Genomic DNA, 238 nt, shown 5'->3' with positions numbered 1-238 from the left:
GCCGTCGGGATCGGTCTTGCGAATGACGTCGCCCTGGTCGTTGCGCTCATACTTCCAGACCGCTTCACCACGCCGTACTACCCGTACGAACCCGTTGTCATGCTCGTAGGAAGTCGGTTCATCCTCCCCAGGAAACAACGCCACCAGACGTCCTGCGTCGTCGTACTGATACGCTGTCACCGCGCCCAACGGGTCCTGCTCGACCGTCAGTCGGCCCTTGTCATCGTAGGATTTGAAG

Annotated in this window: 1 protein-coding gene; it reads right to left on the bottom strand. The window is 60.1% G+C overall.

Going from position 1 to position 238, the window contains the following annotated elements; all coding sequences use genetic code 11:
* On the bottom strand, positions 1–238 hold a 238-nt coding region (locus tag ACDZ94_RS26960; protein ID WP_432751899.1), incomplete at both ends, for an RHS repeat domain-containing protein.

Source organism: Pseudomonas sp. UBT, assembly GCF_050915955.1.
GTDB lineage: Bacteria > Pseudomonadota > Gammaproteobacteria > Pseudomonadales > Pseudomonadaceae > Aquipseudomonas > Aquipseudomonas antarctica_A.
The sequence above is the reverse complement of the archived record's forward strand: the minus strand, read 5'-3'. Positions and strand labels throughout refer to the sequence as shown.